Genomic DNA, 13,194 nt, shown 5'->3' on the forward strand with positions numbered 1-13,194 from the left:
TGACCTCAAAGGTATGATTTCAAATCGTCGCGCCTAAAAAGTAGTATCTAATAGACTATATTTCAATTATTTCAAAGAACTATTTATCCACTTTTACGGGACAGTAATGGTGCATTATATAAAAATATGATAGTATGACAGTACATTTGATGAAACATTATTATGAAGTTCCAATCTGGAGAGGAAGCCGGGAGGGGGATTGTTAAAGCTAGTCAATAAAACAAGCCTTATTACAGGTTCATTTGCCGTCTGCTTCAGCTGACGGATTGGTAAATTATCTATTTCTCCAGACTTTAGTCACATTTATTACTAATCTCTATCTAAGAAAAATGTGGCTGAAGCCAAAAGAAAGAAACTACTTTAAACCGTCAGCTGAAGCAGACGGCAAATAAACCTGGTAATAGTCAAGTAACTCTGATTATGGCGGTTGCATAACAGGAGCTATTGTTATTAATAACTCCCGTTTCTTTTATTTTCAGTTTCTTACTAGCAAGGCATCCGCCACTTCTCCCGCTATTTCATCATCCCGTAAAACTTTCAATAAGGATAATCCAAATTCGAATACAAAACCGGGGCCCTGGCAAGTTATGATATTTCCATCTTGCTCAACACCATTATCGGTAGGGATGGCTCCTATCATAGTCGGTTCGAAGTTCGGAAAACAAGTGGCCTTACGTCCTTTCAATAATCCTAAGCCGCCTAAAACCATAGGTCCTGCACAGATTGCTCCCAGAATTATATTTTCTTTATTCTTTTCCAGTATAAGTTCTTTTAGGCGGGTACAAGTATTCAGATGATTACTTCCTGGAATACCTCCCGGGAGAATTAAAGCATCTGCTACACTAAAGTCGGCCTCTTCAAACAGGTAATCTGCTATCACCGGGATATTATGCGCCCCCATTACCCGGGTTTCACCGTTAATCGAGATGGTAGAGACTCTGACACCTCCCCTACGTAAAATATCGGCTGTGCCTAACGCCTCTATTTCTTCAAATCCTGTAGCCAGGAATATAAACGCTTGCTTCATATTATATTATTTTTTATTGAGATAATACTTGATCTTATATTTCAACAATGGAATATCTACGGGTTTCACCAGATAATCATTAAACCGGCAACATTTCGCTTTCTCTTTTTCTTCATCAAATGCAAATGCAGAAAGAGCCAAAACAGGAACATCCGAAGATAATTCACGTATTTTACAAGTGGCGGCGTAACCGTCCATCACCGGCATTTTTATATCCATCAAAATAATATCCGGCTTGTAATCCTTAAACTGCTGTACGGCAATCTGTCCGTTTTCTGCATAAATCAGACGATAATGTTGCTTTAAGACTGCTTGCAGCAAAAGATAATTTTCCAACACATCTTCTGCAATCAAGATTGTATATTGCCCTGGTAAAGCATCCGGAATGATCTCCATAGGAATTTCATTGCCTGCTTCTTTCTTTTCAGACTCTTCCGGAACAACTAATGGCAGCGTAAACCAGAATGTAGACCCTTTGCCCAATTCCGACCGAAGACCTATCTCTCCACCTAACTTTTCTATGATCATCTTACAGATAGACAGTCCCAAGCCGGTCCCTTGCCTGAAATCATCCAATTTCACAAACCGCTCGAATACAGATGCCTGCTTCTCCTTATCGATGCCAATCCCGGTATCAGTGACAGATACCCGGACAAAATCTCCTTCTATCTCATACGACAAAGAGACAAATCCCTGGTTCGTACATTTTATAGCATTGGATAAAAGATTCAGCAATACCTGTTCAATACGCTGCGTATCTGTCCGTAACCTGACAGAAGGCAACATATCCCCATTATACAGCAATGCCACATCCGAAGTCATTTTCAACGATTGTGAAATATAAACCTCCTGGCAGACATCTTTCAGATCCACCCACGACATATTATAATTCAACGTCCCGGATTCTATCTTGGCAAAATCCAGAATATCGTTGATCAATTGGAGCAACAGGTCACTGTTATTATTAATAATTGTAAGATACTCCTGTTGCTCACTGGCATTATCCGTTTCGGTAATCAACCGGGAGAAGCCTACTATCGCGTTCAATGGCGTACGGATCTCATGGCTCATATTAGCGATAAAGGCATTCTTCATTTTATCCGCCTCCTGTGCCTTGATCAGATCCAGTTCATTTTGCCGCTGTTCCGTAATATCCCAAAGCATAGCCAATAACAAAGGAGAAGCTCCCGGGTCCGGGTTGGTTATCAATAAACGGATGATGTTCACAATACGGATTTCCCCGTTCGGTTTCTCATATTCAACCACCGATTTATGGATTCGTCCGTGGTTGATCGTTGAATAATCTTCCGTACGGATTTCATGTGCCCTTCTCGGATCAGAAAACAAATCAAAGTCTGTCTTACCTAACACCTCGGAAGATTTAACCCCCATAAAGTCTTCGGCCGCCTGATTGAAGTAAATATATTTAAAACTGTCGAAAACATCTTTTACGGCTATAACGACAAAGATATTTGACAGAATAGTATTCATTAAGATATTCAGGAAATTAATTTTACGCTGGTTAAGAAGATTTTCGCTCATTTTCTCTATCTCGCATTCTTCATGACTGATGCTGCCAAATCTGTCTCCAACACTTTAATGCGCTGGATCAGTTCTTCTTTTGAAAGGTTTTCGTACATGTTCATATATTAGAAATCAAGGTTTATAATTGTAACTTACTGTTGGAGGCAAATGTAAAGATATTTTTTCAGGAACCTTAGAAAATCAACATTTAATTTACCTGTTTTTATAATTTTGAGCAAAAATGCTGCATCTAATCAAAATAAAAGATACATTTGCAGTCTAATTTCATGAATTAAACACAATATAATACGAAAAAGCTATGATGTATTGGCAGAAAGATATTGAGACGATGAGTCGTGAAGAACTGAATAAACTACAGTTGGAACGACTGAAACAAACAATAGAATTAGCCGGACACTCTCCTTTCTACAGCAAAGTTCTTAAAGACAACGGCATAACGGCAGACAGCATCCAGTCATTGGATGATCTGCAAAAAATTCCGTTCACAACGAAAGACGACCTGCGTAATAATTATCCGTTCGGAATGGCGGCTATTCCTATCAAGGATTGCGTAAGAGTACATTCTTCCAGCGGTACAACCGGAAATCCTACCGTCGTATTACATTCGGCAAAGGACTTGGACCAATGGGCCAATCAGGTGGCACGCTGCATGTATATGGTCGGTTTACGTGATACAGACGTTTTCCAGAACACCTCCGGATATGGTATGTTCACCGGTGGTTTGGGATTTCAATATGGCGCAGAAAGACTTGGAGCATTAACTGTTCCTGCCGCCGCCGGTAATTCCAAACGCCAGATCAAATTTATTACTGATTTTGGAACGACCTGCCTGCATATTATTCCCAGCTATGCCACTCGCCTGGCTGAAGTAATGTATGAAATGGGACTGGATCCGCGCAAAGACACCAAACTGCACACGGTTTGTATCGGTGCCGAACCTCACTCGGAAGAACAACGCAAACGCATCGAACAACTGTTGGGTGTAAAAGCATATAACTGTTTCGGTATGTCTGAAATGAATGGCCCCGGTGTTGCATTCGAATGTACGGAACAAAACGGATTACATATCTGGGAAGATTATACGATTGTGGAGATTGTAGATCCCCAGACATTACAGCCTGTTCCGGAAGGGGAAGTAGGCGAACTGGTATTAACGACAATCAATCGTGAAGCCATGCCGCTGTTACGTTACCGTACCCGTGACCTGACCTGCATTATCCCAGGTGAATGTCCTTGCGGAAGAACGCATAAACGTCTGGCCCGCTTCAAAGGACGCAGTGACGATATGATCATCCTGAAAGGCGTGAATCTCTTCCCGATCCAGATCGAAAAGATTTTAATGCAGTTCAAAGAACTGGGAAGCAACTATCTGATCACTCTCGAAACGGTTAACAACAGTGACGAAATGCTGATCGAAGTAGAACTGAGCGACCTGTTTACCGACGATTACAGCGTCTTGCAACGTCTTGCAAAAGACATTACCCGACAGCTGAAAGATGAATTGCTGTTGACCCCGCGTCTGAAACTGGTAGCCAAAGGCTCATTGCCCGTTCAGGATGGTAAAGCCGTAAGAGTAAAAGACTTGCGTAAGTTCTGTTAAAACAATTGTTCAACAAATAAAAGATACAGCTATGACAGTAAATCAAATTTCTATTTTCCTGGAGAATAAATATGGAAAGCTAAGTGAAATCCTGGCTCTGCTTGCTGAAGAAAATATACGGATCATTGCTGCTACTGTTGCGGATACGTCTGAATATGGTATTCTGCGTATTATTGTAAGCGATCCGCAGAAAGCATACAAGATATTGAAAAGCAACAATGTAAGTGCAAATCTGACAGACGTGCTGGCTATCGTGACTAACTCTTGTGCCGGAAGTTTTGCACAGGCATTGACACATTTTACAAAAGCCGGTCTGAGCATAGAATATATGTATTGTTTTTCACTGAATGACAAATCGATCCTTATTCTTCGTACTAATAACCGGGAAGCAGCCCGTGAAGTAATCCGTCGTCAGAATCTGGAATGCATTTGCGAAAGCGACTTGATGAAATTATAATATTATTTATCGTGGGGAGGTTTACAACAGCCTCTCCACCCTAAAAACAAATAACAAATGTTCGGAATAGAAGATCCCGGTATCTGGTTAGCCTACCTGTTAGCCTTTGTGTGTTTAATTTTTTCTTTATGGTTCGGAATTACCAATTGGAATAAAGGAGATAAAGAGAGTGATAACCCTAAACAACCTGATAAATGAGTACCCTTACCCTTGGAATTGTTGTTATCCTTTATATGTTTGTCATTGCCTGGTTAGGGTATATCGGATATAAACAGACAAAAAATGCCAGTGATTATCTGCTAGGAGGAAGAAAAGTCAATCCTATCATCATGGCCCTCTCCTATGGAGCTACATTTATTTCTGCATCGGCTATAGTGGGTTTTGGCGGTGTCGCAGCTACTTTCGGTATGGGTATCCAGTGGCTATGCCTGCTGAATATGTTTATGGGAGTGGTCGTAGCCTTTATCTTCTTCGGTAGAGGAACCCGTAAGTTAGGAGAACAGCATAATGCGCGCACATTTCCACAATTATTGGGAATGCACTATAAATCGCGTAGTATACAGATATTTATAGCTACTATCATTTTTATAGGAATGCCATTGTATGCGGCCGTTGTCATGAAAGGAGGCGCTGTTTTCATCGAACAGATGTTCCATATCGACCTGCATCTGGCTTTATTGATATTTACTTTGATTGTGGCTGCTTATGTAATTACCGGTGGTATAAAAGGCGTTTTATATACAGATGCCTTACAGGCTGTGATTATGTTCGGCTGTATGTTATTCCTTTTATTCTGGTTTTACAAAGTCATGGACATGGGCTTCATTGAAGCGAACCAGAAATTGACGGAGATTGCCCCGCTTGTTCCCGACCGTTTCAAAGAGTTGGGACACCAGGGATGGACGGCGATGCCGGTCACCGGTTCTCCCCAATGGTACACCTTGGTTACATCGCTTATCTTAGGTGTCGGAATAGGTTGCTTGGCACAACCTCAGTTAGTTGTACGTTTCATGATGGTGGAGAGTACCAAACAGCTGAATCGCGGAGTGCTTATCGGTTGCGTGTTCCTGATTATAACCGTAGGAGCCATTTACCATGTCGGAGCATTGTCGAATCTATTCTTTATGAAGACAGAAGGAGTTGTCGCTTCGGAAGCCATCAAAGATATGGATAAAATTATCCCGTTGTTTATTGACCGTGCAATGCCGGAATGGTTTAGTGCCGTCTTCATGCTTTGTATCCTGTCGGCCAGTATGTCCACATTGAGTGCACAGTTCCATACGATGGGAGCTGCATTCGGGGCGGATGCATTTCCGAACCTGGGACGCCGTAAAAATACAAACTCAACGATGGGAGTCCGTATCGGAGTTTTATGTTCTATCCTGTTGAGTTATATTATCTGCTATACGTTGAGTGCCGGTATTATAGCCAGAGGGACGGCCTTATTTATGGGTATTTGTGCAGTCACATTCCTCCCCGCCTATTTCTGTGCATTGTATTGGAAAAAGGCGACAAAGCAAGGAGCTTTAGCCAGTCTCTGGACGGGAGCATTGGCAAGTATGTTTGCCATGCTGTTTCTCCATAAGGCAGAAGCCAGCGCGGTTGGTCTGTGTAAAACATTGACGGGAAAAGATGTGCTGATCGATACATACCCCTGGTTTGCGATAGATCCTATTCTATTTGCTCTCCCGTTGTCTGTTATTGCTATTGTCGTTGTCAGCCTGATGACGCAGGAAAAGACTAATAAGATATAATATGGAATACATTAGTATTTATTGCATGTTAGAAAACATATATTAGCATTTTAACTATTGCTACTTATGAAAAGATCCGTACTTTTGTATTGTGGTTTTTTCATAATAGTATTAGATTTAAGGTTAACAAAGTTGGTTAGGGCTTGTCGTGAGACAGGCTTTAATTTTTTATAGACCTCTCCTATTCCATACTTTTTTTAATCGACCTCTTATTTTACATGACTATTAATCCTAATTTCCTACCTTTGCAACAAAAAAGATGATCAAATACTTTTGTTTACTTCTGCTGATTCTATGCAGCTGCAATAATGGGAAAAAGGAGAATGATGTGCTTCATGTGGCTGTTCTTCGCGGACCTTCCGTTATTGCTTTTGCAAAGATGATGGAGGATTCGCCGGAGATAGGAGGTAAACGGTTATCTGTAGATATAGTCGACTCCCCGGAACTGATGCAGGCATTATTAATAAAAGGGAAAGCGGACCTGGCTGCCCTTCCTATGATTAATGCAGCCAATCTTTATAATAAAGGATTGAAATATTCCTTACTCGGATGCCCTGTCTGGGGAAATCTGTATCTTGTCGAAAAGCAAGGGATACGGAATCAATCACCGGAAACAGAAACTTTATATGTCTTCGGTGCAGGTACAACTCCCGATATCCTGACCCGCTACTATTTACATCAAAAAGGATTATCTTATTCTTTGAATTATTCGTTTACTACTCCCGGTGAAATAAGCCAGGGATTGCTAGCCGGACAGATTCAGACGGCTGTCCTGGCAGAGCCGTTTCTAAGCGTGATACTTCGGAAAGACAGTACTTTATCGATAAAAACGAGTCTTAACAATCCGGACAGTACCTCTCCGGGATTTGCCCAGACCGCGATTGTCTATGCACCTTCGTTAAACGATAAAAGAACATTGCTGGATAGCTTATTAAATGAGTCCTGTCAGTTTGCCGTCAGTCAACCTCAAAAAGCAATAGAGATTCTGGAGAGCCGCAATATATTTGCCCCAGGAATACTCACTCCGGAAAGCATAGAGAGATGCCGTATTAACTATTTATCAACCGGAGAAGCCAAAGAAAACATTCTCGACTTCCTTCGTCTGATAGAACAATATGAACCGAAAGCCATAGGAGGAAAACTTCCGGACAATGGCTTTATTTCAGGAGAACGATGAAAAAAGGATTTATCTCATGTGTGTCAGTCTGCTTGCTGCTGCTTGTCTGGCAGTTAGTAGCCTCTTCAACGGACCAGCCGGAATTGATTCCGTCCGTTCCTAAGCTGATAAAAGCCTTATTTCAGTTATTCGGTACCGATACTTTTTATAAAAGCATATCGGCAACCATCCTACGCGGTGTTTCCGGCATCATTCTATCATTGGGAGCCGCAGTGATGACAGCTTTCTTATTTGCCCGTTACGAATTACTTTATGAGTTATTCCGTCCCCTGCTGACAATCATGCGTTCCGTTCCGGTCATCTCTTTTATCTTATTGGCTTTAATCTTTCTTGACCCGGAAGGAATACCGTTAATAATTGCTTTTCTGACCATGTTCCCTTTATTAACGGAAAACCTGACGAAAGGAATCATCAGCCTGCGGCCCGGACTTTCCCTAATGGCAGCCCAGTTCAAAATCAGTCGCAAAAACAAACTGATACATATATATTATCCCCAACTGAAACCTTTTTTATTCAGTGGACTAGCGTCTGCTACCGGATTCGGCTGGCGTGCCATTATTATGGGCGAGGTACTTTCACAATGCGCCTTCGGTATCGGCGGGGAAATGAAACGTGCACAGTTATTCATATCGGTTCCCGAATTGATTGCATGGACTGTTATTGCTGTTTTGATAAGTTTCCTGTTTGATAAAGGAATCAGCCGGTTGGCACTGGTTACATGGAGCATACAGTACAGCCATGGAAAACCGGAAAAGGAAGCACTTCCCCACCCTTGTCCTATAGAAGCAGCAGACGTTACATTTCAATATGACGATACCAAAGTACTATCGCATTTCTCATATACTTTTGAACCCGGCACCATTTATGGTATAAAAGCTCCGTCAGGAAGCGGAAAAACAACTTTACTGAATCTGCTGGACGGAACATTGAAACCAATCGAGGGAAAGATTATATCTCATCGGGAAGAAAAGTTTGCTGTTGTATTCCAGGAACCGGAACTACTGTCTCATTTAACTGTCCTGCAAAACAGTTGCCTACCGTTAGCATCGCTCTATAAACAATCTTATGCGGAACAGGAAGCATTAACAGCATTGAGAATGGTCGAGATGGAAACTTTCACGGAACGCTATCCTAACGAACTGAGTTACGGCCAGCAACAGCGCGTAGCCCTTGCCCGGGCATTGGCATATCCATCTACTGTTATGCTTCTTGACGAACCTTTCAAAGGATTGGACAAGCCACTCGCAATCCGCATCATCGACCGCATAATTGAACGACAAACAGAATATAAACGCACGATCATTTTCACATCACACAATCAGGAAGAGATAGAGCGCTTTGCTTCCGTTATTATCCGGCTACCGATAATCAATTAACTTTTACGGGATTACAAGGAATTGAGAACCAAAACGTAGAACCTACGCCTTCCTCAGAATCAATACCTATCTCTCCGTTCAACATCGTTATAATTGTCTTACAGATAGACAATCCAAGTCCTGTCCCTTGTTTAAACCTATCCAGTTTAACAAACCGGTCAAAAATAGTAACCTGATCCTCTTTCTTTATGCCGGTACCGGTATCGCTGACATAAGCATAAATGCCATTATCAGTCAAACGATAACCATATCGTATCGTTCCCGCCGATGTAAATTTGACCGCATTAGACAAAAAGTTAGTCAACACCTGTGTAAGTCTTGTCTTTTCAGAAATGATACTGTAGTCGCTTCCGTCATTTTCAAAAACAACCTTTACCCCGGCATTTACCCGCCGTAAGAAAGCCGGCTCCTGCGGTTTGAAGATACTATTTAAACTGAAGTCTGAATAAATGAACTCCAACTTACCCGATTCTATCTTTGAAATATCGAGAATATCATCAATCAATTGCAACAGAAATTCATTGCTTGATTCAATAATCTTCAGATATTCCTGTTTTTCTTCATCCGTTTCCGCCTGGGCCATCAAAGTAGAGAAACCGACAATCGCATTTAAAGGCGTACGTATTTCATGGCTCATATTGGCGATAAAGGCTGATTTCATCCGGTTACTCTCCTCTGCAAGACGCTTCGCCTGTACATCTGCTTCGTGGCGTTTATCCACCGTGATATCCCGCAGGATACCAATAGCTTTCAGAGGTTTACCGTCTTTACCATATTCATATACTTCGCCGATTTTCTCCAGCCAGACATATTCTTCCGAAAAATAACGGCAACGGAAACTCAGGCGCAATGATTCTATCTCACCCTGGGCAAAGGCAGTCACAACATCCCGATACATTTGCTGGTCGTCCGGATGGATTTTTTCAGTAAAACTTTCGTGGGAGATATAAGCATGAATCATTTCACCGTTCTCTACATGAGAAAGTTCCGCCGTTTCATTCACGACATCCCATATCCACGGATAGATACGGCCTGCCATACAGGATAAGGCCAGTCTTTTATTATTTTCATGCAGTTCTTCTTCAATTTGCCGTTGTTTGGTGATGTCCCAGGACATACCCAATAAAAAAGGCGCTTTTCCTTCGCGGGGTACCAGCAATTTCATGGTATCCATAGAACGCACTATACCTTTGGGGTCGAGCATCTGTTCAACAAACCGTTGCATCTCTCCCGTTTGAAGCACCTTCTCATCCATATCCCTGAAAGACTGCGCTGCAACAGGGTCAACAAACAAATCAAAGTCCGTTTTCCCGACAACGTCATTGTGAAAACGACCATATATCTGATTCATCATCGGGCTGGAATAAACATAACGGAAGTCATCTCCAGTATCCTTAACAAAGAAGAACATTGGTACTGAGTCTACTATGTTCGAAAGTAACCCGGACAAATCTTTATATTTTTGCTCCAATGCATTTTCTTCTGAATGCGCAAGTTCCATAACTTCAAAATTTATTATTTCACAAAAGTGTTGAAAATAAACGAGAGTAACAAATATTAAAAGAAAGAACTTCCCACAAAAGTAAAATAAACGGCAAAAGATTATCTTTGTAGGCTATAAATAGAAATGAAAGAATTATGACAACATTATTCCATTCACTTATCTCCCACTCTTTAAACATTCCGGCCGGACAAGTCGAAAGAACGATCGGGTTGCTTAATGAAGGGGCGACCATTCCTTTTATCAGCCGTTACCGGAAAGAAGTTACCGGAGGACTGGATGAAGTCCAGATCGGGAATATCAAAGACCAACTGGATAAGCTGACTGAACTCAAAAAACGGAAAGATACCATATTAAGTTCTATCGAAGAACAAGGGAAGTTAACCCCTGAACTCAAGAAACGAATCGAAGATTCCTGGGATAGCACCGAGATAGAAGACCTTTATCTGCCCTACAAACCTAAACGGGTAACCAAGGCTGAGATTGCACGTAAAAAAGGACTGGAACCTCTTGCCAAAATTATCATGATACAAAACGAACCGGATTTGCTGACCCGGGTGAAGAGTTTTATCAAAGGAGAAGTAAAGAATGCAGCAGAAGCCTTGCAAGGGGCACGAGATATTATCGCTGAATGGGTGAACGAAAATGAAGGGGCACGTAACGCCGTGCGTAATTCTTTTGCCCATACAGGGATTATATCTTCTAAAGTTATTAAAGGAAAAGAGGAAGAAGGAGCCAAATACCGGGACTATTTCGATTTCAGTGAACCGCTGAACCGATGCAGTTCCCATCGTTTGCTGGCCCTCCGCCGCGGAGAAGCGGAAGGTATCCTCAGAGTCAGCATATCACCCGATGTCGATACTACACTCGACCGTTTGAAAAGACGGTTCGTGAAAGGGAACAGCGAAGTTTCCGATCAGGTAGCCAATGCGGTAGACGACTCTTTCAAACGTCTGCTGAAGCCTTCCATAGAAACGGAATATGCCAACCTGAGCAAAACGAAAGCCGACGAAGAAGCCATCCGTGTTTTTGCAGAGAACTTGCGGCAGCTTTTACTGGCACCGCCGTTAGGACAAAAGCGAGTGTTAGGTGTCGACCCCGGATATCGTACCGGATGTAAATTAGTCTGCCTGGATGCCCAGGGCAACCTGCTTCATAACGAAGCGGTCTATCCGCATCCGCCACAGAATGAAAAGAGCAAAGCCGCAGCTAAAGTCTCTCAATTGGTGTCGACTTATGCCATCGATGCTATCGCTATCGGCAACGGAACTGCAAGCCGCGAAACGGAACAGTTCATTACCAATATCCGTTATGACCGGAAAGTACAGGTGTTTGTTGTCAGTGAGAACGGAGCTTCCATCTATTCTGCCTCAAAGATTGCCCGGGATGAGTTTCCTGAATATGATGTGACCGTACGTGGAGCCGTCAGTATCGGACGCCGGTTGATGGACCCACTGGCAGAACTGGTTAAAATCGATCCCAAAAGCATCGGAGTCGGCCAGTATCAACATGATGTCGACCAGAGTGCTTTAAAGAAAAGCCTGGACCAGACTGTGGAGAGTTGCGTAAATATGGTGGGAGTCAATGTGAATACGGCCAGTAAGCATCTGCTGACTTATATCTCCGGTTTAGGACCGACACTGGCACAGAATATTGTTGACTACCGAGCCGAACATGGGCCTTTCCAATCCAGACGTGAACTGTTAAAGGTGCCGCGTATGGGTGAAAAAGCGTTTGAACAAAGTGCCGGATTCCTTCGCATACAAGGTGGCAAAACACCTTTGGACAATTCCGCCGTTCACCCGGAAAGTTATCCGATTGTGGAACAAATGGCCAAGGACTTAAAATGTACCGTTGAAGAGCTAATTACCAATAAAGAATTAAAGAAGAAGCTCGACCTTAAGAAATATATTACAGAGAAAGTCGGTATGCCGACTCTACTTGACATCATGGAAGAGTTGGATAAACCCGGTCGCGATCCGCGCCAGGCTATCCAGGTCTTTTCTTTCGACCCTACCGTTAAAACGATAGAAGATCTGAAAGAAGGGCTAGTCTTACCGGGAATTGTGACCAATATTACGAACTTCGGTTGCTTTGTAGATGTTGGTATAAAAGAGAACGGATTGGTTCATATCTCGGAACTTGCCGATCGTTTTATCAGCGACCCGACACAGGTGGTTTCTATCCATCAGCATGTTAAAGTGAAAGTTTTGAGTGTAGACCTGGTCCGTAAACGGGTTCAGTTATCTATGAAAGGATTGTAGTATGAAAATAAGCAAAACGAATGTGGCCAGGCTGTTGGATAAAGCTAAAATAGCCTATCAGCTGGTTCCCTATGAAGTCGATGAAAATGATTTAAGCGCCACCCATGTGGCAGAGCAATTGGGAGAAAACGTAGAACAGGTATTCAAAACGTTAATCCTTCACGGAGATAAAAGCGGATATTTTGTCTGTGTTATCCCCGGAGCTGATGAAGTGGATTTGAAAAAGGCAGCCAAAGTATCGGGTAACAAAAAATGCGAGATGATTCCGGTGAAAGAACTATTGCCTTTAACCGGGTATATCCGGGGAGGATGTTCCCCTATCGGGATGAAGAAACATTTCCCGACCTATATCCATCAGTCTGCCGGACAATATGATACTATATATATCAGTGCCGGACAACGAGGATTGCAGGTTCAGATAGCTCCGGATGATTTAATTCGTGAAGTAAGGGCCGAAGTTGCAGATTTGATTGCGGAAAAAGAACTGTGATGA

The 13,194-nt window shown here is 42.4% G+C and carries 11 protein-coding genes; 8 read left to right on the top strand and 3 right to left on the bottom strand.

The annotated features are described in order from the left end of the window. Window positions 1–475 precede the first annotated feature (475 nt). Both DXA15_RS07000 and DXA15_RS07005 read right to left on the bottom strand, forming a co-directional pair. A complete protein-coding gene (locus DXA15_RS07000) occupies window positions 476–1,027 on the bottom strand; it encodes a DJ-1 family glyoxalase III (RefSeq protein WP_128133559.1) in 552 nt (183 codons plus the stop codon). Between the two features lie 6 nt (window positions 1,028–1,033). Beyond that, window positions 1,034–2,569: an ATP-binding protein gene (locus DXA15_RS07005; RefSeq protein ID WP_233566948.1), complete on the bottom strand. Its 1,536-nt coding sequence runs from the start codon at window positions 2,567–2,569 to the stop codon at window positions 1,034–1,036. 301 nt (window positions 2,570–2,870) lie between these two features. On the opposite strand from DXA15_RS07005, the gene DXA15_RS07010 reads away from it, so the two are divergent. The 6 genes from DXA15_RS07010 (at window position 2,871) to DXA15_RS07030 (ending at window position 8,936) form a co-directional block, all read left to right on the top strand. Further along, window positions 2,871–4,172 (top strand): phenylacetate--CoA ligase family protein, encoded by a 1,302-nt coding sequence (locus tag DXA15_RS07010; protein WP_128133560.1) that lies wholly within the window; start codon window positions 2,871–2,873, stop codon window positions 4,170–4,172. Window positions 4,173–4,203: 31 nt separating this feature from the next. After that, a complete protein-coding gene (locus DXA15_RS07015) occupies window positions 4,204–4,629 on the top strand; it encodes a hypothetical protein (protein ID WP_007656879.1) in 426 nt (141 codons plus the stop codon). 57 nt (window positions 4,630–4,686) lie between these two features. Then, the gene (locus DXA15_RS25460) at window positions 4,687–4,827 is read left to right on the top strand and encodes a symporter small accessory protein (protein ID WP_199676250.1); all 141 of its coding nucleotides are present in this window, start codon (window positions 4,687–4,689) and stop codon (window positions 4,825–4,827) included. Beyond that, window positions 4,824–6,383: a sodium:solute symporter gene (locus DXA15_RS07020; protein ID WP_128133561.1), complete on the top strand. Its 1,560-nt coding sequence runs from the start codon at window positions 4,824–4,826 to the stop codon at window positions 6,381–6,383. Before DXA15_RS25460 ends, DXA15_RS07020 begins: the two co-directional genes overlap by 4 nt. Before the next feature lie 259 nt (window positions 6,384–6,642). Continuing rightward, window positions 6,643–7,560: an ABC transporter substrate-binding protein gene (locus tag DXA15_RS07025; protein ID WP_128133562.1), complete on the top strand. Its 918-nt coding sequence runs from the start codon at window positions 6,643–6,645 to the stop codon at window positions 7,558–7,560. After that, a complete protein-coding gene (locus DXA15_RS07030) occupies window positions 7,557–8,936 on the top strand; it encodes an ATP-binding cassette domain-containing protein (protein ID WP_128133563.1) in 1,380 nt (459 codons plus the stop codon). Before DXA15_RS07025 ends, DXA15_RS07030 begins: the two co-directional genes overlap by 4 nt. Here DXA15_RS07030 and DXA15_RS07035 read toward each other — a convergent pair. Beyond that, window positions 8,929–10,437 carry a PAS domain-containing sensor histidine kinase gene (locus DXA15_RS07035; protein ID WP_128133564.1) on the bottom strand — a complete coding sequence of 503 codons (1,509 nt, stop codon included), beginning with the start codon at window positions 10,435–10,437 and terminating at the stop codon, window positions 8,929–8,931. The genes DXA15_RS07030 and DXA15_RS07035 overlap by 8 nt on opposite strands. A 137-nt stretch (window positions 10,438–10,574) precedes the next feature. Between DXA15_RS07035 and DXA15_RS07040 the strand changes: the two genes are divergently transcribed. Continuing rightward, window positions 10,575–12,701, top strand: a complete 2,127-nt coding sequence (locus DXA15_RS07040; protein WP_128133565.1) for a Tex family protein — start codon at window positions 10,575–10,577, stop codon at window positions 12,699–12,701. 1 nt (window position 12,702) lies between these two features. Then, the gene (ybaK, locus tag DXA15_RS07045) at window positions 12,703–13,191 is read left to right on the top strand and encodes a Cys-tRNA(Pro) deacylase (RefSeq protein ID WP_128133566.1); all 489 of its coding nucleotides are present in this window, start codon (window positions 12,703–12,705) and stop codon (window positions 13,189–13,191) included. Window positions 13,192–13,194 lie beyond the last annotated feature (3 nt).

Origin of the sequence: Parabacteroides sp. AM58-2XD, assembly GCF_003463685.1 — a bacterium.
GTDB lineage: Bacteria > Bacteroidota > Bacteroidia > Bacteroidales > Tannerellaceae > Parabacteroides > Parabacteroides segnis.

Excerpts from the sequence above, each read along its gene's own strand:
- DXA15_RS07025 (WP_128133562.1), top strand. The coding sequence starts at position 6,643 with ATGATCAAATACTTTTGTTTACTTCTGCTGATTCTATGCAGCTGCAAT.
- DXA15_RS07015 (WP_007656879.1), top strand. The coding sequence starts at position 4,204 with ATGACAGTAAATCAAATTTCTATTTTCCTGGAGAATAAATATGGAAAG.
- DXA15_RS07000 (WP_128133559.1), bottom strand. The coding sequence starts at position 1,027 with ATGAAGCAAGCGTTTATATTCCTGGCTACAGGATTTGAAGAAATAGAG.
- DXA15_RS07020 (WP_128133561.1), top strand. The coding sequence starts at position 4,824 with ATGAGTACCCTTACCCTTGGAATTGTTGTTATCCTTTATATGTTTGTC.
- DXA15_RS07035 (WP_128133564.1), bottom strand. The coding sequence starts at position 10,437 with ATGGAACTTGCGCATTCAGAAGAAAATGCATTGGAGCAAAAATATAAA.
- DXA15_RS07005 (WP_233566948.1), bottom strand. The coding sequence starts at position 2,569 with ATGAGCGAAAATCTTCTTAACCAGCGTAAAATTAATTTCCTGAATATC.
- DXA15_RS07030 (WP_128133563.1), top strand. The coding sequence starts at position 7,557 with ATGAAAAAAGGATTTATCTCATGTGTGTCAGTCTGCTTGCTGCTGCTT.
- DXA15_RS07010 (WP_128133560.1), top strand. The coding sequence starts at position 2,871 with ATGATGTATTGGCAGAAAGATATTGAGACGATGAGTCGTGAAGAACTG.
- DXA15_RS07040 (WP_128133565.1), top strand. The coding sequence starts at position 10,575 with ATGACAACATTATTCCATTCACTTATCTCCCACTCTTTAAACATTCCG.
- DXA15_RS25460 (WP_199676250.1), top strand. The coding sequence starts at position 4,687 with ATGTTCGGAATAGAAGATCCCGGTATCTGGTTAGCCTACCTGTTAGCC.
- ybaK (WP_128133566.1), top strand. The coding sequence starts at position 12,703 with ATGAAAATAAGCAAAACGAATGTGGCCAGGCTGTTGGATAAAGCTAAA.